Annotated in this window: 23 protein-coding genes and 1 riboswitch; of the genes, 20 read left to right on the top strand and 3 right to left on the bottom strand. The window is 40.7% G+C overall.

Annotated elements, in window-relative coordinates; all coding sequences use genetic code 11:
• Positions 1-86 precede the first annotated feature (86 nt).
• Together CSV61_RS01780 and CSV61_RS01775 are read left to right on the top strand one after the other, a co-directional pair.
• A complete protein-coding gene (locus CSV61_RS01780; RefSeq protein WP_099637861.1) occupies positions 87-767 on the top strand; it encodes a DUF1361 domain-containing protein in 681 nt (226 codons plus the stop codon).
• A gap of 187 nt (positions 768-954) precedes the next feature.
• Complete coding sequence (locus tag CSV61_RS01775; RefSeq protein ID WP_233193483.1) at positions 955-1,809, top strand: aldo/keto reductase; 855 nt, start codon at positions 955-957, stop codon at positions 1,807-1,809.
• A gap of 426 nt (positions 1,810-2,235) precedes the next feature.
• Here CSV61_RS01775 and thiC read toward each other — a convergent pair whose 3' ends face one another.
• Positions 2,236-4,008, bottom strand: a complete 1,773-nt coding sequence (thiC, locus tag CSV61_RS01770; protein WP_099637860.1) for a phosphomethylpyrimidine synthase ThiC — start codon at positions 4,006-4,008, stop codon at positions 2,236-2,238.
• 118 nt (positions 4,009-4,126) lie between these two features.
• Positions 4,127-4,244: riboswitch (TPP riboswitch) on the bottom strand.
• Positions 4,245-4,768: 524 nt separating this feature from the next.
• Between thiC and CSV61_RS01765 the strand changes: the two genes are divergently transcribed.
• On the top strand, positions 4,769-5,722 hold the full coding sequence (locus tag CSV61_RS01765) for a calcium/sodium antiporter (RefSeq protein WP_099637859.1): 954 nt from the start codon (positions 4,769-4,771) through the stop codon (positions 5,720-5,722).
• Positions 5,723-5,868: 146 nt separating this feature from the next.
• Here the strand turns inward: CSV61_RS01765 and CSV61_RS01760 are convergent, their stop codons facing one another.
• Positions 5,869-6,543 (bottom strand): response regulator transcription factor, encoded by a 675-nt coding sequence (locus CSV61_RS01760; RefSeq protein ID WP_083031388.1) that lies wholly within the window; start codon positions 6,541-6,543, stop codon positions 5,869-5,871.
• An 18-nt stretch (positions 6,544-6,561) separates the two neighbouring features.
• Positions 6,562-7,920 carry a sensor histidine kinase gene (locus CSV61_RS01755; RefSeq protein ID WP_099637858.1) on the bottom strand — a complete coding sequence of 453 codons (1,359 nt, stop codon included), beginning with the start codon at positions 7,918-7,920 and terminating at the stop codon, positions 6,562-6,564.
• A 368-nt stretch (positions 7,921-8,288) separates the two neighbouring features.
• On the opposite strand from CSV61_RS01755, the gene CSV61_RS01750 reads away from it, so the two are divergent.
• The 17 genes from CSV61_RS01750 to hcaB all read left to right on the top strand — a co-directional run bounded on the left by CSV61_RS01750 (position 8,289) and on the right by hcaB (position 25,971).
• Positions 8,289-8,540 carry a hypothetical protein gene (locus CSV61_RS01750; RefSeq protein ID WP_099637857.1) on the top strand — a complete coding sequence of 84 codons (252 nt, stop codon included), beginning with the start codon at positions 8,289-8,291 and terminating at the stop codon, positions 8,538-8,540.
• 252 nt (positions 8,541-8,792) lie between these two features.
• Positions 8,793-8,930 carry a single-stranded DNA-binding protein gene (locus CSV61_RS17325; RefSeq protein ID WP_143561045.1) on the top strand — a complete coding sequence of 46 codons (138 nt, stop codon included), beginning with the start codon at positions 8,793-8,795 and terminating at the stop codon, positions 8,928-8,930.
• Between the two features lie 1,200 nt (positions 8,931-10,130).
• On the top strand, positions 10,131-10,661 hold the full coding sequence (locus CSV61_RS01740) for a cupin domain-containing protein (RefSeq protein ID WP_083031368.1): 531 nt from the start codon (positions 10,131-10,133) through the stop codon (positions 10,659-10,661).
• Between the two features lie 338 nt (positions 10,662-10,999).
• Complete coding sequence (locus CSV61_RS01735) at positions 11,000-11,995, top strand: NAD(P)/FAD-dependent oxidoreductase (RefSeq protein WP_099637936.1); 996 nt, start codon at positions 11,000-11,002, stop codon at positions 11,993-11,995.
• 156 nt (positions 11,996-12,151) lie between these two features.
• On the top strand, positions 12,152-13,918 hold the full coding sequence (locus tag CSV61_RS01730) for a 2-oxoacid:acceptor oxidoreductase subunit alpha (RefSeq protein WP_099637855.1): 1,767 nt from the start codon (positions 12,152-12,154) through the stop codon (positions 13,916-13,918).
• Positions 13,899-14,768, top strand: coding sequence for a 2-oxoacid:ferredoxin oxidoreductase subunit beta (locus tag CSV61_RS01725; protein ID WP_099637854.1), 870 nt, complete (start codon positions 13,899-13,901; stop codon positions 14,766-14,768). The genes CSV61_RS01730 and CSV61_RS01725 overlap by 20 nt, the downstream gene beginning before the upstream one ends.
• Before the next feature lie 81 nt (positions 14,769-14,849).
• Positions 14,850-15,092 (top strand): ferredoxin, encoded by a 243-nt coding sequence (locus CSV61_RS01720; RefSeq protein ID WP_099637853.1) that lies wholly within the window; start codon positions 14,850-14,852, stop codon positions 15,090-15,092.
• Positions 15,093-15,391: 299 nt separating this feature from the next.
• Positions 15,392-16,189 (top strand): alpha/beta fold hydrolase, encoded by a 798-nt coding sequence (locus CSV61_RS01715; protein ID WP_099637852.1) that lies wholly within the window; start codon positions 15,392-15,394, stop codon positions 16,187-16,189.
• 2 nt (positions 16,190-16,191) lie between these two features.
• The gene (locus CSV61_RS01710; RefSeq protein ID WP_233193482.1) at positions 16,192-16,998 is read left to right on the top strand and encodes an IclR family transcriptional regulator; all 807 of its coding nucleotides are present in this window, start codon (positions 16,192-16,194) and stop codon (positions 16,996-16,998) included.
• Between the two features lie 271 nt (positions 16,999-17,269).
• Positions 17,270-18,184 carry a VOC family protein gene (locus CSV61_RS01705; RefSeq protein ID WP_099637851.1) on the top strand — a complete coding sequence of 305 codons (915 nt, stop codon included), beginning with the start codon at positions 17,270-17,272 and terminating at the stop codon, positions 18,182-18,184.
• Positions 18,185-18,209: 25 nt separating this feature from the next.
• Positions 18,210-19,001, top strand: coding sequence for an SDR family oxidoreductase (locus tag CSV61_RS01700; protein WP_099637850.1), 792 nt, complete (start codon positions 18,210-18,212; stop codon positions 18,999-19,001).
• A gap of 17 nt (positions 19,002-19,018) precedes the next feature.
• A complete protein-coding gene (locus CSV61_RS01695; protein WP_233193481.1) occupies positions 19,019-20,710 on the top strand; it encodes a thiamine pyrophosphate-binding protein in 1,692 nt (563 codons plus the stop codon).
• A 29-nt stretch (positions 20,711-20,739) separates the two neighbouring features.
• Positions 20,740-22,197: an aldehyde dehydrogenase family protein gene (locus CSV61_RS01690; protein ID WP_233193480.1), complete on the top strand. Its 1,458-nt coding sequence runs from the start codon at positions 20,740-20,742 to the stop codon at positions 22,195-22,197.
• 12 nt (positions 22,198-22,209) lie between these two features.
• Positions 22,210-22,986 carry an aspartate dehydrogenase gene (nadX, locus tag CSV61_RS01685; protein ID WP_099637848.1) on the top strand — a complete coding sequence of 259 codons (777 nt, stop codon included), beginning with the start codon at positions 22,210-22,212 and terminating at the stop codon, positions 22,984-22,986.
• 19 nt (positions 22,987-23,005) lie between these two features.
• Entirely contained in the window at positions 23,006-24,328 is a 1,323-nt protein-coding gene (locus CSV61_RS01680; RefSeq protein WP_099637847.1) for an aromatic ring-hydroxylating oxygenase subunit alpha, read from the top strand.
• Positions 24,329-24,340: 12 nt separating this feature from the next.
• Positions 24,341-24,844 carry an aromatic-ring-hydroxylating dioxygenase subunit beta gene (locus CSV61_RS01675; protein WP_099637846.1) on the top strand — a complete coding sequence of 168 codons (504 nt, stop codon included), beginning with the start codon at positions 24,341-24,343 and terminating at the stop codon, positions 24,842-24,844.
• A 329-nt stretch (positions 24,845-25,173) separates the two neighbouring features.
• A complete protein-coding gene (gene hcaB, locus CSV61_RS01670; protein WP_099637845.1) occupies positions 25,174-25,971 on the top strand; it encodes a 3-(cis-5,6-dihydroxycyclohexa-1,3-dien-1-yl)propanoate dehydrogenase in 798 nt (265 codons plus the stop codon).
• Positions 25,972-26,199 lie beyond the last annotated feature (228 nt).

Genomic DNA, 26,199 nt, shown 5'->3' with positions numbered 1-26,199 from the left:
AACTTAACTCGTTTGGATTCGTTTACACTAGTAGTGAATTCAAGAGTAAGAGGTAACGTATACCCATTCTTATTAGGGGAGGTTCCATGGAGACATTTTTCGGAAAACATAAAATGCTAGTATTATTCATGTTGGCTTATTGGAGCGTCTGTCTGGCCATGCTCTTTAAGAGTTTGGACTTTCTCTATGCGGTGTTGTCTTGGAATGTGTTGTTGGCCATTTTACCGTTGTTCTTCATTAGTCAGGCGACCGAGACGATCAGGCAGAAGAAAATCAGTTGGTCTGTTTTTTGGATACTACTTTGGTTGTTTTTCTACCCTAATTCTGTCTATCTGGTAACGGATTTTATTCATATAGCGAATGAAAAGTTCAGGTGGATGGCGGGTACAGGACCGTATGCGCCAGACGCTGGAATGGTCTATAGTCACGACATTTTGATATGGACGAAATTATTAGTCATTGCTATGGGCTTCTTTTATGCCGCAGTAGTTGGTTTGGAGTCGTTTTATGTTTTCGAACAGCTCGTCAGGAAGAAGTATTCCAAGAACATCGGCTATGTGAGTATTTTAAGCGTCAGTTTACTGACAGGAATTGGCGTTTATATAGGAAGGTTTTTGCGCTTCAATAGCTGGGATATAGCGTTCAACCCACTTCAAGTGTTACAACAAGTGGCGGAAGTTGATCGATTCGCCGTACAGTTTAGTATTGCTTTCTCTGGATTTGTTTTATTTTGCTATTTGTTGTACCGATCGTTTAAGGGGAAATAAAAGTGCACTTGTGTCAGTAATCTACGTAGGTTACTGACACAAGTGTTTTTTATTCTAATGAGGAATGAATGTTTAGTTCGCAATCAGCAAGGGAAATTACATAGGTGAGACGAGTAGAAGACACGTCCTGCCAATTCGTGTTTTATTCGATAGAAGAGTTTACTTTTAAAAAAGGAGTAAGATAAAAATGGAACAACTAAAAGTACAATCCATGCGATTGAATGATGGAACGAGCCTGCCATCCATTGGTTTTGGCACAGTGAAAGTAAAAGGTGCGCAAGGTGTAGTCAGTACATTAACGGCAATCGAAGCGGGATATAGATTGATTGATACATCCACGAATTATAATAATGAAGGAATGGTAGGGGAAGCAGTTCGTCGGTCATCTGTGCCTAGAGAAGAACTGATGATCAGCTCCAAACTTCCTGGTGCTTCACATGATTACGAAAGAGCGATTCTAATGATTCAAGAATCCTTATACCGGATCGGCATCGATTACTTTGATAAATACTTGATCCATTGGCCACTTCCAAAACAAGATCAATACGTAGAAGCATGGAAAGCGTTAGTCGACGCACAGAAATTCGGACTAATTAAGACAATCGGTGTATCTAATTTCTTACCGGAACATCTTGACCGTATCATTGAAGAAACAGGTGTGACGCCCGCTACTAATCAAATTGAACGTCATCCGTATTTTAACAATAACGACGTAGTGGAATACAATAAGAGTCTCGGCATCGTAACAGAAGCTTGGAGTCCTTTAGGTCGTGAATTAAATGACGTATTAGAAAATGAAACAATTGTTTCGATTGCTAAAAAATATAACAAGGAACCAGCACAAATTATTATTCGTTGGAATCTACAGAATGATATTCTAACGGTCGTAAAATCATCAAACTATGACCATCAAACAGCCAACCTGGATGTATTGGACTTTGAATTGACTGCAGAAGATATGAAGCAGATTGATTCGTTGGATCAAGGCGAAGCGGGAAGAGTCGAAGGGCAGCACCCGAATGAATACGAAGAGTTTGATTAATTGTTTTACAGTAATGGAATAAATTTATAGATTTATACTTTCAAAACCTATTATTTATATAAAATTGACCCACCTCAGTCCACATTTTTAAATGAGATAAGGTGGGTCATTTTTATTGTGTCGACATGAAAGCAAGCTTTAATAGCACAACAGGTACAAGAGATTGTGTTATGAATAACGTGAATTGAAACCTATAGTAAGTCGCACTCCCGATGAGTTTTTTAGAAAGCGAGACATGTATTAATAATGGACACTCTCGATCTTCAAGCATTTCATACATTTCCTATACGTTACGGTTTCTGTATAGTCGTGAATGCACTGTTTTTGCAAGAGAGCCAACTGTTCTTCTAACTGATGAAGACTTCGGCGTTTTACAGAGATCTGATGAATTAACTGTTCAGTTGTCATAACTCCATTCACTCCTCATTATAGATAGATTTCAGCACCGGATTTTTTAAATTCTTCAGCCTTCTCCTTCATGCCTTTTTCCAGTGCTAACTTCTCTTCTAAACTGTTTTCATCTGCATATTTTCTAATGTCGTGTGAAATTCGCATACTGCAAAACTTGGGTCCACACATCGAACAGAAGTGAGCGATTTTTGCTCCTTCAGCCGGTAACGTTTCATCATGATATTCCATCGCGCGTTCAGGATCCAAACTTAAATTAAATTGATCTCTCCAACGGAATTCGAAACGGGCTTTTGATAAAGCGTCATCGCGTTTTTGTGCATTCGGATGGCCTTTTGCTAAATCAGCTGCATGGGCTGCGATTTTATACGTTATGACGCCTTCACGTACATCATCTTTATTCGGTAAACCGAGATGTTCTTTAGGCGTTACATAGCATAACATGGCCGTCCCGAACCAACCGATCATAGCCGCACCAATAGCGGATGTGATGTGATCGTAGGCAGGAGCAATATCTGTCGTCAAAGGACCGAGTGTATAGAAAGGTGCTTCTTGGCATATCTCCATTTGCTTATCAACGTTTTGCTTAATTAAATGCATAGGCACATGTCCTGGACCTTCTACCATGACTTGCACATCATGGGTCCAAGCAATTCTTGTAAGTTCTCCAAGTGTTTCAAGTTCAGCGAATTGTGCCTCGTCATTGGCATCAGCAATGGAGCCGGGACGTAATCCATCTCCTAATGAAAAGGCAATATCGTACTGTTTCATAATTTCACATATATCTTCAAAGTGTGTGTACAGAAAGCTTTCTTTATGATGCAACATACACCACTGGGCCATAATAGAACCACCTCGTGAGACAATTCCAGTCACGCGATGAATGGTCATGGGAATATAACGGAGCAGAACACCCGCATGGATTGTAAAGTAGCTGACACCTTGCTCTGCCTGCTCGATCAATGTGTCGCGGAATACTTCCCATGAGAGGTCCTCGACTTTGCCATTTACTTTTTCCAACGCTTGGTATAATGGAACCGTACCCACTGGAACAGGGGAGTTGCGAATGATCCATTCACGTGTTGTGTGAATGTTCTTTCCGGTTGATAAATCCATGATGTTGTCTGCGCCCCAACGTGTAGCCCATGTCATCTTTTCTACCTCTTCAGCAATGGATGAGGAGACAGCAGAATTTCCGATATTCGCATTAATTTTCACATGGAATTTACCTCCGATAATCATCGGTTCCGCTTCTGGATGGTTAATGTTAGACGGGATAATTGCCCGTCCTCTCGCTACTTCATCCCGTACAAGTTCAGGCGTCACATTTTCACGGATGGCAATAAACTCCATTTCAGGTGTAATAATACCTTTGCGCGCATAATGCATTTGCGTAACATTCATGCCTTTTTTTGCTCGTAATGGTTTTCGTTTCAACAATGGAAATTCTGCATCTTTTTGCATGTGTTCCATTGAACGATAGCCATTATCCTGTGGCTTCACTTGTCTGCCGTCATATTCTTCTACATCATTTCGTTCCACTATCCAGTTCTTTTTGATCATTGGAAGTCCTTTTTTAATATCTACTTGATAACCTGCTTCCGTATATTTCCCGCTTGTATCATAAACACGGAAAGGTTCATTCGCTATTTCGCCTTGATCAGTTAGAGTCGGTGATAGCTCAATTTCGCGCATCGGTACGAGTATGTCTGGACGACTTCCTTGTACGTAAACCTTTCTACTGGCCGGAAAACATTCATGGATCTGGATTTCTTCTTTCTTCTCTTGCATGTTGTCATCGTCTCCTTTTGAGGGGTGACATGACTCGGTTCAAGGAAAGGGAATCGGCAACAAAAAAGACCAGTTCCATAAATAGGACCTGGTCTTCAAAACGCAAAAATACGCGTCGCTGATAAAATGAAAACTTCCCTACGCTGGTACGAGCCAGATCAGGTCCAAAGAGTCCGGAATGCGTGTACTATCATTCCATCTCAGTCCAATTACGTTGGACACCCCTAGTTATAGTATTTAATTGTGTGAACAGGGATAGTCTATCATATCTTATCTAACTTTTAAAGAGTTTTTATACTTATAAATTCCATAGATACCGTTATTTACATGATACCCATGTTATTTAAGGAAGTAGAAATGTAAGATCAGGAAGATCTGGTTTGTAGAACTGGTTCAATGCACAGGCTATTTTAATAAAATCTTTTTACTACCACTTAAAAGAGCAAGTAGAGTTGGGAAGTAGATTCATGTGCATGACTTGTAGGATGCATAAGTAGTGATGACGTGAGATAATCAAAATGAAAAAATAATAGAAGGGAGGATTCCTGGTGAAGAGTGTACATCGTATAAAATATGAGTGACTGGACAGGATGATTGCAATGGAGATGTAGAGTCAAATACATATTGTAATATTCATCATTGTGCTTGTCATGAAGTGCATCAAGTATGCAGGATTTGAACCAATTATTTTATGCTAGACATGACCTACTTACATACAGCTAATTAATCATTTTATTCCTATGGAGGAGGTAACAACTACATGATCTATGTTTTACTCATTATTGGATTTGTATTATTGATCAAGGGAGCCGACTTTTTTGTAGATGGTTCTTCCAATATCGCAAGGCTGCTGCAAATCCCACCTATTTTAATCGGGCTCACGATTGTAGCACTCGGAACGAGCTCACCCGAAGCAACGGTCAGTATTATAGCCGCATTAGGCGGAAATGCGGACGTTTCTGTCGGGAACGTAGTGGGAAGTAATATATTTAATATTACTATGGTTGTCGGCATAGCGGCATTTTTGTTCCCGTTGAAGGTACAAAGCGAAACGATCCGTAAAGAGATTCCATTCACATTATTAGCAAGTATAGTGATGTTAGTATTGATGAGTGATATGGCACTGCAAGGCTTCAGCAGCAATGTAATCACGCGTAGTGATGGAATGATTTTCTTAATATTCCTTTCGATCTTTATGTATTATGTGATTGAACTTGGCCTCAGAAGCCGTCAAAATGCCACGCTTACACAAGCGACAGGGAACGTGAAGTGGGGGAAGAATATACTCATTACTCTAGTCGGATTGGCTGCGATTATATTCGGAGGAGATTTAGTTGTCGATAATGCTACGAAAATCGCTTATTCTCTTGGCATGAGTGAAACGTTGGTCGGTCTGACAATCATCGCAATCGGTACTTCTCTACCCGAATTGGTTACGTCGATTTCAGCTGCTTTGAAAAAGGAAAGTGAAATCGCTTTAGGAAACATTGTCGGGAGCAATATTTTTAACATCCTATTTGTTCTCGGCGCTTCCTCTGTCATTACGCCCATTGCAGTGAACGATAAAGTATTTATCGATGTGATTATTATGATTGCATTGACGTTCATATTGTTGGTATTCGCTAGAACTGGCTTCAGGATTGGTAAGCGTGAAGGTCTCATGCTAGTTCTAGCGTACGTTGCATATTTAGTGTATGTTATTTTGCGTAATTAATAAAAAATCATTCGAATTTGCTGCTATAGGACAATCTCATGTATAACAATGCAAAAGAAGTTGCTCGAACCGATCCATAAAGAAAAGGCTACTCTCCATTCATTCGTGGAAAGTAGCCTTTTCTATCGTTAAAGCGTGTTATGTAATTATCTCCACTTATAGCCGATCCCCCAAACTGTCACCAAAATTTCCTCTATAGGAAAATTCGACTTCCTCAACTTATCCCGTAAATTTCGAATATGCGAATCAACAGTCCGAACTTCTGTATATGTGTCATATTCCCATGCTACTTGAAGCAAATCTTCTCGTGTGAACGTCCGATTGGGCCGGGTCATCATTGCTTCTATAATATAGAATTCCTTTAATGTAAGACGAACTTCCTGCGTGTCATATAGGATGGAATAGGACTCCAAGTCAAGAGTAAATGGACCTTCATGAATCGTCTTCGATTGAGTTTCGTCCCCTGTACGCCGTAATGCCACACGCACTCTGGCGGTGAGTTCGCGTTCGTCAAATGGTTTCGTAATATAATCATCCGCACCTTGGTCGAGTCCTTTCACAACGTCTGATTTATCGGATCGAGCCGTTAATAAAATGACAGGTACATTTGAAAGTTCTCTAAGTCTACGGCAAACTTCCCATCCGTCCATTCCGGGCATCATAACATCGAGCAATACAAGATGTATATCCTCTTTCTGAAATAACTCCAGTGCTTGTTGACCGTCAGTCGCTTGCAAACAGCGATATCCGTGTGGAGAGAGGAACAGTTCAAGCAAATCGAGCATGCGCTGTTCATCATCAACAAGTAAAATCGTTTTCATATGCGTCACTCACTTCCTTTATAATCGTACCGTAAAGATACTGCCTTTCTCCAATTCGCTCTGCACCTCGATCGTGCCACCGTGCGCTTCTGTTAATTCCTTCACCGTCGCCAAACCAAGACCGGCACCGCCAAATGAACGAGAACGGGATTTTTCGACGCGGTAGAGCTTTTCAAATATTTGTTGCTGATTTTCCTCTGCAATGCCGCACCCGCTGTCTTCCACTTGTAAAACCGTGTGCTTTTTATCTTGAAACGCTCGAACGATTACAGTGCTACCAGTTTCAGAATAGTGAAGCGCGTTATCTAACAGATTGAGAATAATTTGTTCGAGTCGCATTCGATCTGCCACGAGAGGGAAATCGCGGACTTGTTCAATCACCAACATAATTCCTTTCAAATCAAATGAAGGTTGAACAAGTTGCACAATATCTCGGATGAACTCTTCGGCAGAGAATTCGGATTTCGTCACAGTGAACGTCATTTCATCCATTTGAGCGAGATCCATCAAATTTTTCACGAGTGTTTTCAAGCGCTCGGCTTCTTCTTCAATAATCGATAAATAGTTAAATCGCTCCGTATCATCCAGTTCTGTGCGCTGAGCTACTTTGGCATAACCAATTAAGTACGTAAGCGGGGTTCCCATTTCGTGAGACACGGACGCTAGAAACTCTTTTCGCTCGCGTTTGACGCGGCTTAAATCATTCGATAACTTCCGGATAGAAGCAGCTAGTTCGCCTAACTCATCATTCGAAAGCTTCGGCAAATCCACATCGTACAAACCTTCGCTCATCTGCTCTGTCGCTTCTTTCATTCGAATAAGTGGACGTGTCAACCACTTGGATAATAATAAGTAGACAACAAACAAAACGACGATGCTACCGCCACCTGCAAGTAGAAAATGCGCATTAAGTTGATTGACAAGTTGACGAATCGGGATGGTACTTTGAAGCATGACAAGAGCCCCTGAATTGCCTTTCACTTCATACGGATGCACGCTGACGAGATAAGGAGACGTTTCCCAATCCACGGGCAATATAGTATCCTCCGTTAGTTGCTTATCATGCAGTTCGGATACGTATGGAACGAGAATTTCCTCGTTAGACAATGAATGATGTATAATCGTTCCTTCATCGTCGAGAATCGCGACATCTCTTTCCCCACCACTTTCCATTAAAATAATATGGTGAAGAGTTGTTTCCGTATAATTATCCTCCAGCACATTTCGATGATTGCTACCCGTCTTTAAGAGTCGATCGAGTTCTTCATCCACCCGGGCATGTGTGATGGTCTGATGTAAATACACCATCAGCAATGTATCCAAAATGAGAAACGAAATAATGAATGAAGCCGCTAACTTCGTTGAAATTTTATTCATAGCCTGCGCTCCTTTTCCTTCTATTAAGCAGTATAAGATAAACGTATCGAAAATGTATGCAGAAGGCTTCGATTAAGTGTTTGATTAGTAATGCTTATACAAAGTTTAATCCGACATCTTTCCATTAGCTTTATTACAATTAAGGAGTTAAGGACATTAAAGACTTCACTTAAAGCCAGACGAGAAATTATCACACTCGTAGTAAGTAAATAAAGTGTTTAATAAAATGACATGAAAACAAAGAACTTTCGTTTTCTGTTGTATTGGTTTTTTAAAATTCGATTGATCCTATACGATTGACATCGACCTTTTTTTATTTCTCAAATTATAAAAGAAGATGGTTGAAATAGAAAAAAGTGTAGACTTTTATGAATGAGCAGAAGTCGTTGATTTGGAACAGGTTTGTTCAGCCGACAAATAGAACACAAGAAGAGGCGAATCATTTCATAAAGGTACGTGAAACGTTCAGCGTGAATCTCTTGCTTCGGGATATCATTTTTCAGCGATATATAACAAAGAATGACCCAAATACACCATTCACTACTACTCGCGATGGGTTATTTGAAATAGCTGCCACACAAGGTGGCTATGTAGGCCCTCCAACAGATGTATATATATGAAGGGATGAATTCGGTCAGAAACGTGTTCATGCTCTTGGTTCCTAGGCAGTCATGCATCACAAGCGACTTAGATCTGTTTCCGTGTTTGTGGACTTTTAGGAATACTATTTAGCTAAGTCGGAAGAGTTAAATAACCGATAATGCAATATAAATGTGTGGATCACATACCTTGCATGATAATTCAAAAGGTTGCCAAGCTACTCGTTCTCCGTTGCGAGTTCCCGTTTGGTGGTCCTAACCCTCGTGAGGAAAATGAAGTTGATTTCATTATGGATCAGGGTCCGAGTTTGGAGAATGCTTGCTGAAAATGTAGCGACCTATCTTAGAAAAGATGGCCAGACGGCAGTAAACGGCCGTATCAATACTCGTGATTATGAGAATGTCAAATAGGATCGTGTATATGTTACTGAGGTTGTAGCTGTCGTCTATGTACAATCCCATGATCCTAAAATCCAAGGGCAAGGGAATCATCTACAGTAGATTAAACCGTACGATGGCAAATGAACATTCAGAATCAAAGTAATAATTAATACGGAACAGGCGAGGTTCAATTGCAGTAAGCGATTATGACCTGCCGTTCTGATATTGAGTAACGAGTAGGGGGTCGCAGGGTTGACACGATAGCCTGATCAAAATCGGAGCACTTATGGAAGTTGCGCAGGAAATCGCCGCAATTAGTTCGGAGTCAATGAGCGATTTACTAGCTCGGCGTGTGAAAGTGAAGGCTGGATTGTTGAAATGACAAAAGAGATTCCAATTGTACGCGCTACGTAAAAGTGTAGACTCTTTTGGATAATAAAAACTTAATTTGGCTCTACATGCACATGAACATCGTATCCACAGCTATATGGTATCTGAGCTTAAAATCGTTAATCACACACTCCGTTTATTCCGATTACGTATGAGGTAGATTTCAGAAGGAGTCCCATTATCCAGTGTCACATAGTTAGAGCTCAAAGTATCTTTTTTATCCACGGACGGCTAAACCATGCCTATGACAAATTAAATTTTAATTACTGTAACTTTAAATAAAGGAGCTTGCGTGAACCAAGAATCTATTAACACATAATCAAATATGTTCCTCTCGTTTAAGGCATAATCTAATGAATCAGAAAACATTGTAGGCTTAGATTCAAGGCTTGATTCGACGCTTATAGCTTGATGTTCGTTTATCAGTGGTTTCGCTTATTTCCTGTAAAGACTTCCTTTTGATTAACTCATTGAGGAAAAATTAGTCGGAATAAGGGTTGTATGATCTGCTCAACCCAGTGTCAACAATAGACATTTATATATATTTATTGGTTGAGTAGTCAAATCTCTCTGCAAGCAACACAGGGCAGCAATTGCGATATCAAATAGATTCATCAGCCACAAAAGCCGTCACACAATCTTTTGGGCGATATCTGACTCTCTCGAATCATCTAATTGATTGGTAAATGAGTTATTAGAAAATTCTAAACTTCGTGTTGACAATGAATTTACTTAGAAGTATAATATAAATATATAAAACAGTGTTTTATATATAAAACAATGGACTTCTTAGAATAAACGTTTTCGTCAAGAGGTCTAAAAAATGGGGAGGAAGAAAACATGGAATTCACAACAGTAGAGGATTTTGAAAAGAAATATATTGCGAGGTTGGAAGATAGAAAGCTAGATTGGAACGTTTTAAAGTTCCAAGAAGAATTAGATCCAAGATATCGTCGTGCCCAAATGCGCTATATTGGACGTGGTGCAACAGCAAATAAGGACTCAGATGTAATTGAAGCAAACAACTTCACGTTAAGCACAATGGTCTTACCAGCAGGTTCAATTGGGCCCTTGCACTTACACTCGGATGTGGAAGAAGTTTTCTTTATTTTGGAAGGTGAAATGACAGTCCTTTTAGAGCATGAGGGAAAAGATTATGAAATCAAAATGAATAAGCGTGACTGTGTCAGCGTACCCCCGGGCATTCAACGTGGAATCCGCAACGACGGAGACAAAGATGCGATGATGCTTGTAATGCTTGGTGCGGCAAAGCCACAACTACCGACTTACCCAGAAGGAAGCGAACTTGAAAAGATCCGCGTTGAGCGCGCAAAAGAAAGAGACGCGATTGTTGCCCAGGCAGACCGCTAATTAATTAACGGGTCAATTGATCCGAATTCAGCTTCACTTTTATACTAAAAGTGAAGCTTTAGCTATAGGAGACTTTCATCTCAATAGAAGGCGAAACGAAAGCAATTTAATATTCAGTCCAGTGGGCCTTTCAGTCTCCAGATGTTCTCATAAGTCATTCCAAGCCGTAGAGAAATAGCAATTGCTTTGTGGATTGACTTGTACCAACCATAGCTAGATAGATGACTTGTGCTTTTAATTTAGATGCAATTATGCCTCGGAGTAATTGATACATACTCTCATACTTTACTCAACGGTAGAGGTGCATCAATATGAACCGAAGAAAAGTGAGGGATTTAATGAATATAGATGGGAGAGTATACGACATCACAATAATCGGGGGTGGCCCTGCCGGGTTATTTACTGCATTCTACGGAGGAATGCGGGAAGCCAGTGTAAAGATTATAGAAAGCTTACCTCAGCTAGGTGGACAATTGTCCGTACTTTATCCGGAAAAGTATATTTACGATATTGCTGGATTGCCGAAAGTTCGCGCACAAGAATTGATTGATAATCTGAAAGAACAAGTGAATACGTTTCCGACGACAATCTGTTTGGAGCAAGCGGTACAAACTGTAGAAAAGCAAGAAGATGGAATTCTGAAAATTCAAACAAATAAAGAAGTTCATCTTTCAAGAACAATTATTATTACAGCAGGAAACGGGGCATTTGAACCTCGTCGGTTAGGGATTGAAGATGCGGATCAATATGAAGGGAAAAACCTCCATTATTTCATTGACAACTTGAATAGGTTTACAGATAAAGAAGTGGCAGTATGTGGCGGGGGAGACTCAGCGGTGGACTGGGCATTGATGCTGGAACCAATTGCGAAGGGAGTTACCATCATCCATCGACGCGATAAGTTCCGTGCCCATGAACATAGCGTGGAAAAGTTAAAAAAATCCAGTGTCCAAATCAAAACCCCTTATGTGCCGTCTGAACTGATCGGAGATGAGAGTGGTATCAAAAAAATCATTGTCAAAGAGCCTAAAACTGAGAACTGTGAAGAGATTGATGTCGATGACTTTATCGTCAACTATGGATTCGTTTCCGCGCTCGGTCCAATTAAAGATTGGGGATTGATGATTGATAAAAACTCCATAGTTGTTAACAATAAAATGGAAACGAACATTCCTGGCATTTATGCTGTTGGGGACATAGCCACGTATGAAGGGAAAGTAAAACTGATCGCCACCGGATTTGGTGAGGCACCGGTCGCAGTAAGTAATGCAAAGCAGTACATTGACCCGAATGTCCGGTTACAACCGAAACATAGTACGGCAATCTTTGCATAAATATTAACGAAAATATATAAGTAGAAGTGATTTTGGCTATAAATATCGACTTACTGTCTGAATTGCTATGTATTGTGATTTTATTGACTTACATCAGCGGATAAATATTAAGGCGTATGATTTTAACAATAACCGTGCTAAAAAGGGGCAGATTTCATGAAAAAAGATCTATCGTGGAAAGTGGGAGGGCAGCAAGGGGAAGGTATTGAAAGTACGGGTGAGATTCTTTCCAAAACTCTGAACCGACTCGGTTTTTATTTATATGGATATCGCCATTTTTCATCAAGAATTAAAGGTGGTCATACGAACAATAAAATTCGTATTAGTACTAGGAAAGTACAGACAGTTGCCGATGATTTAGACATACTTCTTGCATTTGATCAAGAAACAATTGATCTAAACTATCATGAATTACATGAAAAAGGTATTATCATTGCTGATACGAAATTTAAGCCAGTGAAACCGGAAGACTCGACGGTTGAGCTATATCCTGTTCCATTTACTGAAATCGCTTCCAAACTAGGCACTTCTTTGATGAAAAATATGGTAGCGATTGGTGCTACTTGTGCAGTTATGGATTTGAAGATTGGGGATTTCTCTGTTGTCATCCAAGAGATTTTTGGTAGAAAAGGCGGAGATATGGTAGGGAAAAATATGGAGGCTATCCAAGAAGGGTATGCATATATGCAACAAAGCCTCGGAGAAAAGGCCTCTGCTTTATTTCTTGCAAAGGCTGAAAATAATCATAAACGTATGTTTATGATTGGTAATGATGCGATTGCGCTCGGGGCTCTGACAGCAGGGGTTCGTTTTATGCCTGCTTACCCAATTACACCGGCCTCTGATATTATGGAATATTTAATTAAAAAGCTACCAAGAGTTGGTGGGACAGTCATTCAAACAGAAGATGAAATTGCTGCTGTGACGATGGCAATCGGTACTAACTATGCGGGTGCTCGTTCTTTCACTGCTTCCTCTGGTCCTGGAATATCCTTAATGATGGAAGCGATTGGCCTATCCGGCATGACAGAAACCCCTCTTGTTGTTGTTGATACACAGCGTGGAGGGCCATCTACTGGATTACCAACAAAGCAAGAACAATCGGATTTAATGGCGATTATCTATGGGAATCATGGTGAAATCCCGAAGGTTGTCATTGCACCAAGTACAGCTGAAGAGGCTTTTTACGATACGATAGAAGCATTTAATATTGCAGATGAATACCAGTGCCCTGTTATTTTATTATCCGATTTACAGCTTTCGTTAGCAAAACAAACCGTAGAAACATTTGATTTTGATAAAGTACACATTCGGCGAGGGAAGTTAATTACTAGTGACATTGAACAAATGGAAGAAAAGGATTATTTTAAACGCTACGAAGTAACAGAAGATGGTATCTCTCCACGAGTCATCCCGGGGGTGAAAGGTGGCATCCATCACGTAACGGGTGTAGAGCATGACGAAACGGGTAGACCAAATGAAACCGCACATAATCGTAAACAACAAATGGATAAAAGAATGCGTAAGTTATCTAACTTAACAGAACGTTTTCCAAATCCAATCACAGTGAATGTTCCAACAAAAAGAACAAATCTTTTACTAATAGGCTTTAATGCAACGCGTGGTGCGATTGAAGAAGCTGTCCAACGTTTGAGAGAAGAAGGATTGAACGTAAATCACTTGCAAATTCGACTCATTCATCCATTCCCGACGGTAGCTATCAAGCCTTATATAGACGGGGCGGATCATGTACTTGTCGTAGAAAGCAATGCGACGGGGCAACTTGCCAATATTATAAAAATGAATGTTGGTCATGTTGATAAAATTCAAAGCATGTTGAAATATGATGGCGATCCATTCCAACCGCATTATATTTACGACGCGAGCAAGGAGTTGTTAGAACATGTCTACATCAACAATTAAAGATTTTAGAAATGGTGTGAAGCCAAATTGGTGTCCAGGCTGTGGGGATTTCTCTGTACAAGCAGCGATCCAGCGTAGTGCAGCTAGTCTGAATCTTTCTCCAGAAGATCTGGCGGTAATCTCTGGAATTGGCTGTTCTGGTCGTATTTCAGGCTATATTAGATCTTACGGTCTACATGGAATTCATGGAAGAGCGCTTCCCATTGCTCAAGGAGTAAAGATGGGGAATCGTGATCTCACTGTCGTTGCGGCTGGGGGAGATGGAGATGGTTTTGCGATTGGGATTGGACATACAATTCATGCGATGCGTCGTAATATGGATATAACTTATATTGTTATGGACAATCAAATTTACGGATTGACAAAAGGTCAGACATCACCGCGTTCAGAGGATGGATTTATCACACCGTCAACACCGGAAGGATCAATTGAAAAAGCATTATCTCCAATGGAGATGGCGATTACAAGTGGAGCTAGTTTTGTGGCGCAATGTTTTTCAGCAGATATTAAAGAATTGACTGCGACAATAGAAGCAGGAATACAACATAAAGGTTTTTCTATTATTAACGTCTATAGTCCATGTGTCACTTACAATAAGGTTAATACGTATGACTGGTTCAAAGAGAATTTGACTAAATTAAGTGATATAGAAGGATACGATGCTTCAAACCGCGAAATGGCTATGAACACTTTAATGAAACATAATAGCCTAGTAACCGGGATTGTTTACCAGGAAATGAAACCTTCTTATCAAGAGTTAGTAAAAGGGTATGCAAAACAACCCTTGGCCCATATGAACCTCGAGTTACAGCCTAAACTTTTCGATGAACTTGTAAACGAGTTCGTCTAGTTCTTTATAATGGACTGATATATTCAACTTTAATTGTGCGGAGGCGCAATTGAGAATAAAGGCCGAAAGGGGAATTCTGATATGAAGAAGTATACATTAGTGGATCAAGAGACTTGTATCGCATGCAATGCGTGTGGGGCTACAGCTCCCGATGTATTTGATTATGATGATGATGGTCTATCTTATAGTATTCTCGATAATAATACGGGTATTACTCCAGTAGGAGAAGATCTAGTAGATGACCTTATGGATGCTTATGAGGGATGTCCAACAGACTCGATTCAAGTAGCAGATGAACCGTTTCTATGTGTAGTTGAAAAATAATATCTTAAGATTGACTTCTAAATTGTTTTTCGCGCTTCAAAGTCAATCTGGCGTAAAGACGATGTGGCTTCTTTATTTCAATTATAGACAGGGGAATAAGAGATCATTTCTTATTTCCTTTTTTGCTTATTTTGGAATACTATTAGAATTGAAGACATATTAGGAATAGTCAGTCGAAACATTCAGAAGCCGTTTGACTTTGCGTTGAATTAGTACGTACAATCGATATAAATGTGAGGAACTTTGTTTTATTGTTAAAACACGGAAAGAAACGATAAAAATACATGAGGAGGAGTTTTATGTCGAAAGTGGAGTTGGCAGATCTGTCTATTCATTATCTTATTGAAGGAAGTGGACCCCCGCTTGTCTTATTACATGGCTTAGGAAATAACTCGAAGTCATGGATCTGTCAATTGGAAGGGTTGAAGAAAGATTACACTGTAATTGCTTGGGATGCTCCCGGTTACGGTCAAAGTGCAGATCCTATTCCAGAATTACAACATTTTTCCCAGTTTGCGGATCATTTAAAGAAGTTTCTTGATAGACTTCAATTAGAGGAAGTCAATTTGTTAGGGCATTCAATGGGGTCAGCCATAGCAATCGATTTTGCGATAAGATTTCCTGAAATGGTTACCAAATTGATAATTGCTGCACCGACCCGGGGAGCGGCTGGGCTCCACGAAGAAGAAAATATAAAGAAAAGACAAGCTCGGCATCATCTCGTGGAAAATTCTTCACCCGAAGAATTGGCTAGACAAAGAACGTCGGCATTGCTCGCTCCAAATGCTGATGCTGCAATTTTAGAATATGCGCAAAACATTATGGCTGAAGTCAGACCGGCAGGTTATAAATCAGTTGCCAACAGTTTATATCACTTGAATCAGATGGATGAGTATTCAAAGGTTTCGGCTCCTACACTAGTCATTTGTGGAGAAGAGGATCGCGTGACACCTATCTGCGAGTCGGAAATTATAGTCGAAAGACTGAAAGATGGACGTTTGAAGACAATAGCGGATGCAGGCCATCTCAGTTACCTGGAAAAGCCGGAGGTATTTAATAAATATATACTTGATTTTTTAGAGTGGAGGAAAAGATAGTGGTGAATACGAAAAAGAATGACGAAAAGCAAAAAAGTGATAATGATAAATATCTTTCAAATTCCATTTTACGTGGACTTGAAGTTTTAAAGATGTTTAGTGTGGAGAATCCGACCTTCTCCTTGGCGGAAATTGCTAGTAATTTAGGTGTCAGCCGAACGACTCCTTATCGCATCTTATATACATTGGAAGAGTGTGGCTATATTTATCAAGATAGTCATACCAAGCGCTATGGACTTAGACCGAAAGTGCTTGAACTAGGCTTCACTTATTTGAACAGTCTCCAACTACCAGAACTGGCGGCGCCTTACTTGAAGAGATTAAGAGATGAAACGGGAATGTCATCACATATGGGGATATTGGATGGAAATGAAATTGTATATATCTCCAGATTTCCGGCCAGAAGTGTTGCTACGGTTACAATTAACGTTGGATCACATCTGCCTCTCCATGCTACAGCGATGGGGAAATGTCTCTTGGCACATTTACCCGAAGAGAGCAAAGAGAAGTTGTTGTCGGAGCTGAAGGTATTGCAGATTCCTGATGCATCGAAAGTCGAGATCCAAGAATTGCGAGATGAATTACAGTCCATTAAAGAGAAAGGTTACGTCTTCCATAAAGGAGAGTTTGAAACAGGGATTTGGTCTATCGCTTGTCCGATTTTCGGAAAAAACAATGAAGTGATTGCCGCCATAAATATAGCAACAACACAACATACTGCCAACGAGGAGCTGATGGAAGAAAAGATTATCCCTACAGTTTGTCAAACAGCTAAAGAAATATCTTCATTTATGGTCCTGACTATTTAATATGTGTGCTAAAACGATTCGTACTCTTCTAGGCATAGACACCATGTGCGTTTTTCAGCAAATTATAGCTGTGCCTAGTTACTGAGTTTATATTAATTATAGATAAGTCAGAAAATTCAATTGACAAAAATACAAGACTACGATAGGATAAATACTATGAGGTGAAACAATGTTTTACATGTAAAACATGAAGAATTGTAAAACCTGCTTGAGTTAAAATTTATGAATCTATGTCGTTTAATTAAGTAAGATTGGAGAGGTGGGAAACTCAATGCTTGAAATAACACATTTACGTCACATAAGTTTAATAACACCTAACCTAGAAGAACAAATCGAATTTTATAGAGATGTGTGGGGATTGGACGTTGTCTCGCAAGATGACAATCATGTATATTTCCGCGGTTCAAGTCCTGAACATCATATTCTTCATTTACAAAGAGGTGAAAGAAGAGGTCTCCATCATATTGCATTTGGAATGGTAGACAAAATAGCAGTAGACAAAGCAGCGGTCTTTTTGAAGAAGAAAGGCGTTGAAATCATTCAACAGCCGGGCTTTCTGGATGAAGTGGGTGGCGGTTATGGCCTCCGCTTCGTAGACTATGAAAATCGTTGCTTTGAACTTTCCACATGGGTAGACATCCATACAGAGCCATGGCAAAGAAAAGTCGAATCAAATCCGCTTTACTTGAACCACATCGTCCTGAACACAACTGATATCCAGCGGTCGACGGATTTTTTCACTGAAGTGCTCGGCTTTATGGTTTCAGATTGGAGTGAAGATCAAATGGTGTTCCTCCGATGCGATAAAAATCACCATGAAATTTCGTTCAACCAGGCGGGGCATGCATCGGTCAACCATATCGCCTATGAAGTGGAAGGTGTGGATGAAGTAATGCGCGGCATCAGCAATGTCCGGAAGAAAGGGTACAAAGAAATCTGGGGGCCGGGAAGACATGGGCCAGGCAATAATATCTTCTGTTATTTCCAAGATCCAGGCGGATTTGTCATGGAGTATACATGTTATGTAGATGTGATTGAAGATAAAAAAACATGGCGTGCGCAAGTGTGGAAGCGTGTACCGCATTTATCCGACAGATGGGGAATTGCAGGACCTCCTTCGCCGGAGACTAGAGCGAAAATGGCGGGAGAGCGAGATCCCGGTTGGGCTTTAGTAAATACGAAGTGATGGATAAAAGGGGTGGCTGGGAAAGATGGAGTTAAATTTAAAAGGTAAAGTCGTTGTCGTCATGGGCGGCACAGCGGGCATCGGTTTTGAAACAACGAGGATGCTGCTGGAAGAAGGGGCGAAAGTCGCTATTTGTGGCCGGAACCTAGATCGCTTAAATCAAGCAATCGAAAAATTGACGGACGATTCGAACCGGGATAATCTATTCGGCATGACATGCGATGTTTCGAAACGTGAAGACGTAGAAGTTTTCATCAATGCGATAGGTGAACATTTTCAAAGAATAGACGTGCTCATCAATAATGCGGGACGGAGTATTATGTCACACTTCTTCGACATTACCGATGAGCAATGGCAAGAACAAATCAATCTGAAATATTTTGCAATCATTTATGCGATCCAAGCAGTTGTTCCGTTCATGAAAGCACAAGGAGAAGGCCGGATTATCAATATGAACGCAACACTTTCAAAAGAGCCGGAGCCACATATGGTTGCAACAGCCGCAACGAGAGCAGGATTGTTGAATTTAACGAAAAGCTTATCACATGAGTTGGCGAAAGATAATATACTTATCAATACAATTAGCCTCGGATTAATCAAAACGGATCAATGGGAACGTAGAAGATTGGAACGTGCACCAGATGTAGACCCGGAAGTGTATTACAAAGAGTTGGCGGAAAACAGAAAAATCCCACTCGCTCGGGTCGGTTTACCTGAAGAAGTCGGAAATGTTATTTTGTTTTTAGCTTCGGAACGTGCCAGCTATGTTACAGGCGCAAATATAGAAGTATCGGGTGGGTTAAGTAAAGTTTTATAGGACAAGGGGGACTTGGGGTGGAAAGTATACAAGAGCAGTTTACGGTCGCAGATGCAATCGTAAAAGAATTAGTCAATGCGGGAGTTGAAACCGCTTACGGTATTGTGAGTATTCACAACATGCCTATTTATGATGCGATTTTACGTGAAGGAAGTATTGAATTGGTTTGTGCACGTGGAGAGAGTGGCGCAGTGAATATGGCTGATGGACATGCAAGATCAACTGGCAAGCTAGGCGTGGCGATTACGAGCACTGGTACAGGAGCAGGAAATGCGGCGGGTTCTTTGGTGGAAGCATGGAGTGCTGGCGTCCCACTATTACATATAACCGGTGAAGTTTCTTCTGAACAGATTGGGACAGGTAGAGGTTATATCCATGAGTGCAAAAATCAGCTCCAAATGATGGAGGGGGCTTGTAAAAAGGCTTATCAATTAAAGGTTCCCGAGCAGGCGACAGGATTTATCCGTAAAGCAATCAAGGAAGCATTCCAAGCACCGTCAGGTCCAATAAGTGTCGAAATTCCGATTGATTATCAATCAGCCATTATTCCGGATACTCCGATTTACGATGAATTGGTATCTGGTCATTTAATACAAGAAGCATTCATTGTACCTGAAGCCGTCGTGCAGACGATTAAAGAAGCAAGGCGGCCAGTATTATGGGTTGGTAACGGGGCAATTTTATCAGGTGCTTCCGAACAAATCAGACGGTTGGCGGAAATGACGGGCGCGCCTGTCATTACGAGCCAATCAGCTAAAGGGATCATTCGGGAAGATCATCCGCAATGTATTGGACATTTTGGTGCGTCTCCGGAAACGAAACAGTTTTTGGCGAATGCCGATTTACTCATTAGTGTTGGTGTACGTTTCCGGAGTAATGAAACTTCTGGCTGGTCAGTTGAAGTGCCGGAAAACCATATTACGATCGATGCCGATTATTTGGCGGTCAGTCGAAATTATGAGGCAAAGTATGGGTTGGTCGGGGATATTAAAATAGTCTTGGAAAGTCTCGCCTCACAAATGGATGCAAGCGATTACACGAAACGTGGTAACGATTACGGAGAAGAAGTCAGACAGTTGCGTGAAACACTCAGGGCTCAACTTCGCAAAACATTAGGACCTTATGAAAATATTTTGGACAGTATGAGAAACAGACTGGATGAAGAAACGATTTTTGTAAGAGATGTCACTATTCCAGCGAACGTTTGGGGAAGCCGACTGTTCGAAATTTATAAACCACGCCATTCGATTCATGCCTCGGGAGGCGGAATTGGCCAAGCTTTACCGACAGGTATCGGCGCACAAAAAGCGAATCCTGATAAGCGGGTTGTCGTATTAGCAGGAGATGGCGGCTTCATGGTCAACATTGGTGAACTTGCAACAGCAGTCCAAGAGAACCTTCCGATGATCATCCTTGTGTTTGATGATAGCGGTTACGGTGTACTTCGTAATATTCAAGACGCAGCATACGGCCGTCAAGTCGGTGTCGATTTAGTCAGTCCAGATTTTGTACAGCTGGCACATTCGATGGGGATAGAGTCAATGAGAGTGGAATCTACCGATGCATTTGACCAAGCGTTGGAAAATGCAACAGAGTCGAATAAGATGACTTTGATTGTTGTCGATATGGAGGCAGTCGGACCAATGGCTAAACCATTCGGCGGGCCCCCGGGTGTAGCTTCGTCATTTCAACCGAAGAAAATAAAATAAAATTGTTCAATGGAAATGAGGGAGATAATTTGGTCTATAAAACGGAAGCAACTTTGCAAATTTCAGGAAAGATTTTAGTGAACGGTGAATGGATATCATTAGATAAGCACAAAGACGTCATCAATCCTGCCGTCACAAGTGAAGTCGTCGGTTTTATCGGACTGGCATCCGAACAGGATGTAGATCGGGCGATTACGGCAGCGGCAGATGCGTATCCAACATGGTCGCAAACATCATTGGATGAACGGATTGAGCGTGTTCGCCAAGTATGGGAGCGTGTGAAAGATCGTGTTGATGAATATACGACTTTATTTGTCAGAGAAAATGGTAAAACTTTACAAGAAGGCAAATTAGATATTCAAAGATGTGTACAGATTTTAAATGAGATGCCAGAAAACTTGAAAAACTGGTACGAGCCTAGAGATCTGTCCGGACAGGCCCAACAAGTCGAAGTCCGGAGACGTCCAAGAGGTGTGACGGCAATTATCACCCCATGGAATTCTCCAATGATCTTAACGTTTAAGCGCGTCATACCGGCTATTTTGACAGGAAACACAGTCGTTTTCAAACCTGCGACAGATTGTCCATTGACGATTATGGTCTTCATGAAAGAGCTAGCTAACTGTCTACCGTCAGGGGTATTGAACGTTGTGACAGGTTCGGGTGGTCTTATTGGCGATCGAATCGCGAAGGACGAACGAGTCCGGACAATCGCGTTTGTAGGTGGCACAAGTACAGGGAAAATATTGATGGAAAAGTCCTCATGCACTTTGAAGAAATTGAATATGGAACTGGGCGGTAATGACCCTGCCATTATATTGGCCGATGCTGATTTAAACAGGGAAACAATCCAAAAGTTAAGAAATGGTGTTTTGAAAGGCGCTGGGCAAGTATGTTCTGCCATTAAGCGCATTTATGTCCACGAATCACGATACGAAGAGTTGTTAGATAAACTAAGCGAAGAATTCAACAAAACAATTGTCGGAAACGGGATCCAACCGGATGTCAAAATGGGCCCACTGAATAATGAATCACAATTTCGTTTCGTGAAAAATTTGATTGACCGTGCAGAAAAAGAAGGTGCCAAAGTGCATTACTTTGGTAGAAAACTTAACGAGCATACATGGGAAGACGGATATTTTATGCTTCCAGCCATAGTTACAAATGTGCATCAGGATAGTGAGATCATGAGAGCGGAGCAGTTTGGTCCTGTCATCCCGGTGATGCCATTCAATGATACCGAGCAAGTAATCAATTATGCGAATGATTCGGAATATGGCTTAAGAGCTTCCATTTGGACAACTGATATCGAGGTAGCAAAACGGTTGGCTGATCGTATCGAAGCTGGCGCCATATTCTTTAACAATCATACGATTTTCAAAGATTTACGCCTCGATTTTCCTGGTATCAAAGAAAGCGGTCTATCGAGCGTAACAGAATTTGGCGGCTTTGAACATTTTACTGATTCATATGGATTTGCAGAATAAGGAGTTGTCTAAATGAACATAGGTATTATCGGAGCCGGTTCTATTGCGACATTCATCATGAAAGAAGTACAACAAATGCAGTTGGGCGGATTGAAAGTGAAAAGCTTATTTGTCCGCAACTTTAAAAAATATGAACAGCTCGCTACTGACTACGGAGTCCAGTTGTTCGATGATATTGATCAATTCCTCGAATCCGATATAGATATCGTGGTGGAAGCAGCCAATATAGCAACGGCTCATCAGCACGTTCCAAAGGTTCTTGAGAAAAAAGAAGTGATCATTATTAGTATCGGAGCACTAGCTAATGAGGCGTTTTTAGAAGAAGTTCAACTTTTGGGAAAAAAACACAAACGCTCAATATATTTACCGTCTGGTGCAATTGGAGGAATAGACGCAATCCAAAATGCAAATGGATTAGGAGAATTGAAAAAGGTTTTATTAACAACGAGGAAACCGGCCCATTCATTTGGAGAGGACGTCGTAGGAGAAAAAGTGATTTTCCAAGGATCAGCTGCAGAAGCGATTGAAAAATTCCCCAAAAATATCAATGTTTCGATTGTATTATCACTCGCTGGGATCGGAGTGAAAAATACGAAGGTTGAAATTATTGCTGATTCGAAAGTGACAAAAAATCATCATCAAATTCAAGCGGAAGGTACCTTTGGTTCTATGACGTTTCAAATTGAAAATGAACCGATGCGTACGAACCCTAATACGAGTATGTTAGCCGCTTTAAGTGTGCTAGGTACATTGAAAAAGTTGCAATCCACTATAAAGATTGGCTTATAAAAATAAGGAGGTCGTTTGTATGACTACTACGAGCACTAAACAAGTTCCTCGGCTGGACGAAATGACGAGAAGTGAATTAATTCAATATTTAAAAGATACAGTTAAGCCTGAAGAAGGCTTGATTCCATCTTATATTTTCTCACACCCAAAAGTTTATGAGCTTGAAATGGAGAAAATCTTCTTAAGGGACTGGCTATTTGTCGCCCATAAGTCGGAAATCCCGAACAAAGGAGATTTTGTGACACGTGAAATGGGCGGACAGAGCGTCATCGTAACACATGGTGCAGATGGTGAAATTCATGTATTGCTAAATGTTTGTACACACCGCGGTATGAAACTTTGTCGGATGGACAACGGAAATCAAAAAAACTTTACGTGCCCTTACCATGGGTTCAACTTTAAAAACACTGGTGACTTGATCGGAATTCCGTTCCAGAAAGTCGTTTACGGTGATACGATGGATAAAAGTAAAATGGGCTTAAAAGAAATTCGTCATGATGTCTATGCAGACTTGATCTTTGCGACGCTTGACGCTGATGCTGTTTCCCTTGATGAATTTTTGGGAGATATTAAATGGTATCTCGACTTGGCATTTAACCGTGCAGAAATGGAGGTTGTAGGACTTCCACAAAAATGGAATGTAGATGGCACTTGGAAACTAGGGTCAGACAATACAATTTCAGACTCTTACCATACATTAGTGTCTCACGGTTCAATTGCAAAATTAGGTCTTGTTCCGACAGGGGACTATTCAAAATATGGTTACCAGATTTATACAGGGAATGGGCATGGATTGAACCTAGGTATGCCGAACCCTGACGGTTTTGCTTTCCCTGAAAGCTTAATCGATGAATATAAAGAACGACTCAATAAAGACCAATACGACATTTTGAAGCAGATGAAAAATATGATTGTTTGTGTCTCTCCGAATATTATGATTCTCATATCTTCGATGGATTTAAAAGGGCAGAAAATCTCTCAAACATCCCTTCGTATCTGGAAGCCGACAGGCCCAGACTCCATGGAGATATCATCATGGATGCTTGTTGAAAAAAATGCAGCAGAAGAATGGAAGAGATTATCAGAACAAGCTTTTACACTAACGTTCGGAGCATCTGGAATTTTCGAGCAAGACGATACAGAAAATTTTACAGATATCACGCAAAATAGTAAAAGTCCGTATCATTTGCAAGAGAACATTGTCTTTAACTACACGATGGGTATGCATCAAGATCGAGTAGAAGACTTCGTTGGACCTGGTATTGTTTATAAAGATAAGTTTAATGAAGCAAATTCCAGAGCATTTTTCAGAAACTGGCTTGATCAAATAACGGCTGAATAAGAGGTGAATGGGATGCATAAGAATATTATACTGCATTATGAAATTGAGCAATGGCTTTATAAAGAATCGGAGCTTTTGGATGAATTGAATTTTGATGGTTGGTATGAATTGTTGTCAGAAGAAATTAGTTATACAATGCCTTTAAGAATTAACCAAATGGAAGAGTCAAAACCTGATTACTCAGAAGCAACTTTACTATTTGACGATGATTCGACAACTTTGAAACTTCGAATTGATCGTTTGAAAACAGATATGGCGTGGGCTGAATTGCCACCATCACGTACAAGAAGGAATGTTTCGAATGTGAAGATCAAAGAAATGTCGGAAAATGAAGTGACTGTCCATAGTAATTTGCTGTTGTATAGAAGTAGAAGTACAGATACGACTGCTGACTTAATCTCAGGTGAGCGTAAAGACGTGCTCCGTAAAGAAAATGGTGATTGGAAGTTAGTATCACGCTGGTTCTTAGCAGATCAGACATCTTTAGGGACAAGAAACTTGGCGATTTTTGTTTAATTTGATTCAGTAGAAGTCCCCCTACTTCTATAGGTGTCGGGATGAATGCTGAAAATGTATCCATTTCAGTAGGGGGCAACCCCCGGCTAAATCAAGTTTAGTTTCGGGTGGATGTAAAGAATTAGGGAAGGTAGTCTAAGTTCGTGATGTCCTTTCGCAACAACTGCATGACCTACCTCCAGTAGGCCTCATGCACAATTCAAAATCCCGACTCAATTACGCTGAGGCGTTATTAAATGGACATTCAATTATGTAGCTACCCGTTAAAATTAGGGTAGCTACAATTGTTATATGATAGATTAACTTAAATAGCAGGGAAGTGTAATGTGATGAAATCATTGGATGGAAAAGTTGCAATCGTGACAGGTGGAACGAACGGTATTGGAGAAGCAGTGGCTAGGGAGTATATAAATCAAGGCGCTAAAGTTTGTATTTTGGGAAGGTCAGAAAAGAAGCTGAATGCGTTACAAGAAGAATTTAAAGATGATATTTTAACAGTGAAAGGCGACGTAACGAAATATTCCAGCCATCAGGAAGCTGTCCGAAAAACGGTAGAGAAGTTCGGAAAACTGAATATATTAGTTTCCAATGCAGGCGTATTCGATGGCTTTGTCGCGTTGGAGCGACTGCCAGAGGAGCATCTGGATGAAGCATTTACAACCATTTTCGATATAAATGTAAAGGGGGGCTTATTGGCGGCAAAAGCTACTGCTGAAGAGCTGAGGAAAACGAAAGGGAATATCATCTTCACTGTTTCCAATTCGGGGTTTTATCCGAATGGCGGAGGCCCTATTTACACGGCAAGTAAGCATGCAATTGTAGGACTTATCCGAGAGTTGGCTTATGAGTTGGCTCCTGAAATTAGAGTAAATGGCGTTTCACCTGGTGGTACGGTCACGGAAATTACTGCAATCCCATGCCTGCAAGATAGCGTGAAACAAATAGATAGGGAAGCGAGAAAGAAAAGTATCGCAAGTAGAAATCCACTGCAAATTGCTCAGGAAGCAAGTGATCACAACGGCGCCTATGTCCTATTGGCATCTGATAACGCTAAGGCGATTACAGGAACTGTCATTGAGAGTGATGGAGGCCTTGGCGTGAGAGGGATGCCTGGTACGGCTTTCTAATAATATATTGTCCAAGGGCGAAATTGATTACTGAAAGGTACTACAGTATCGAATAAAGGAACTCCTGGAGCCAATTCAATAGCACAAATCGCTTTTATCGTAAAGGATATAAATCAAGCCATATCATCATTCAGCAAGTTGCTAGGCGTAATGGAACCTGAATGGTTTTTGAGAGGAGGCCATGACCAATCGCAAGTGTATTATAAATAAGTCCCCTCTGTGGTGACC

The organism is Sporosarcina sp. P3 (assembly GCF_002743415.1).
GTDB classification, from domain to species: Bacteria; Bacillota; Bacilli; order Bacillales_A; family Planococcaceae; genus Sporosarcina; species Sporosarcina ureae_A.
Note: the sequence above shows the minus strand (reverse complement) of the source record. Positions and strands in the feature narration are given on the sequence as shown.

Coding starts and splice junctions, on each gene's coding strand:
- CSV61_RS01780 (WP_099637861.1), top strand. CDS start 87: ATGGAGACATTTTTCGGAAAACATAAAATGCTAGTATTATTCATGTTG.
- CSV61_RS01775 (WP_233193483.1), top strand. CDS start 955: ATGGAACAACTAAAAGTACAATCCATGCGATTGAATGATGGAACGAGC.
- thiC (WP_099637860.1), bottom strand. CDS start 4,008: ATGCAAGAGAAGAAAGAAGAAATCCAGATCCATGAATGTTTTCCGGCC.
- CSV61_RS01765 (WP_099637859.1), top strand. CDS start 4,769: ATGATCTATGTTTTACTCATTATTGGATTTGTATTATTGATCAAGGGA.
- CSV61_RS01760 (WP_083031388.1), bottom strand. CDS start 6,543: ATGAAAACGATTTTACTTGTTGATGATGAACAGCGCATGCTCGATTTG.
- CSV61_RS01755 (WP_099637858.1), bottom strand. CDS start 7,920: ATGAATAAAATTTCAACGAAGTTAGCGGCTTCATTCATTATTTCGTTT.
- CSV61_RS01750 (WP_099637857.1), top strand. CDS start 8,289: ATGAATGAGCAGAAGTCGTTGATTTGGAACAGGTTTGTTCAGCCGACA.
- CSV61_RS17325 (WP_143561045.1), top strand. CDS start 8,793: ATGAAGTTGATTTCATTATGGATCAGGGTCCGAGTTTGGAGAATGCTT.
- CSV61_RS01740 (WP_083031368.1), top strand. CDS start 10,131: ATGGAATTCACAACAGTAGAGGATTTTGAAAAGAAATATATTGCGAGG.
- CSV61_RS01735 (WP_099637936.1), top strand. CDS start 11,000: ATGAATATAGATGGGAGAGTATACGACATCACAATAATCGGGGGTGGC.
- CSV61_RS01730 (WP_099637855.1), top strand. CDS start 12,152: ATGAAAAAAGATCTATCGTGGAAAGTGGGAGGGCAGCAAGGGGAAGGT.
- CSV61_RS01725 (WP_099637854.1), top strand. CDS start 13,899: ATGTCTACATCAACAATTAAAGATTTTAGAAATGGTGTGAAGCCAAAT.
- CSV61_RS01720 (WP_099637853.1), top strand. CDS start 14,850: ATGAAGAAGTATACATTAGTGGATCAAGAGACTTGTATCGCATGCAAT.
- CSV61_RS01715 (WP_099637852.1), top strand. CDS start 15,392: ATGTCGAAAGTGGAGTTGGCAGATCTGTCTATTCATTATCTTATTGAA.
- CSV61_RS01705 (WP_099637851.1), top strand. CDS start 17,270: ATGCTTGAAATAACACATTTACGTCACATAAGTTTAATAACACCTAAC.
- CSV61_RS01700 (WP_099637850.1), top strand. CDS start 18,210: ATGGAGTTAAATTTAAAAGGTAAAGTCGTTGTCGTCATGGGCGGCACA.
- nadX (WP_099637848.1), top strand. CDS start 22,210: ATGAACATAGGTATTATCGGAGCCGGTTCTATTGCGACATTCATCATG.
- CSV61_RS01680 (WP_099637847.1), top strand. CDS start 23,006: ATGACTACTACGAGCACTAAACAAGTTCCTCGGCTGGACGAAATGACG.
- CSV61_RS01675 (WP_099637846.1), top strand. CDS start 24,341: ATGCATAAGAATATTATACTGCATTATGAAATTGAGCAATGGCTTTAT.
- hcaB (WP_099637845.1), top strand. CDS start 25,174: ATGAAATCATTGGATGGAAAAGTTGCAATCGTGACAGGTGGAACGAAC.